The organism is Bacteroides sp. OM08-11, assembly GCF_003438665.1.
Lineage (GTDB): Bacteria > Bacteroidota > Bacteroidia > Bacteroidales > Bacteroidaceae > Bacteroides > Bacteroides cutis.
In genome coordinates, this window is sequence record NZ_QSTJ01000001.1 from 1 (window position 1) to 419 (window position 419).

Here is a 419-nt window from a genome sequence, read left to right on the forward strand (position 1 = left end):
TCAAAGATCGCTTCTTTTCAAGCTTTCATTCTTTTCAGAAAGCGGATGCAAAGATAAGAACTTTATTTGTTATCTTCCAAATAAAACCGGAAGTTTTTCTCAATTCCTTTCTTTTTAGCTTCACTTCTTCTTCGTCATCTCTCTTGCGAAAGGGAGGATAAAAGCGAATGGGCTCTTGCACCGTCTTCAAATCAGAATGCCGAATATCGCTGCTTTCTTTTTGAAAGCGGGTGCAAAGGTAAGAACTTTATTTGTTATCTTCCAAATAAAACCGGAAGTTTTTTTTCTCTTTTCTTTTTCCAAGGCTGAAATCGTATGGAAACGAATGCCAAAGAGTAGAAAAATGATAAGGTTCTTACACCGTTTCTGCCAGAATGTCAAACCATCGCTGCTCTCGTTCCCGAAAGCGGATGCAAAAG

At 38.4% G+C, this 419-nt stretch carries 1 pseudogene; it reads right to left on the reverse strand.

Annotated elements, in window-relative coordinates:
- Window positions 1-186: 186 nt before the first annotated feature.
- Window positions 187-419: pseudogene (locus DXC10_RS16445) on the reverse strand (hypothetical protein); the annotation flags it as partial.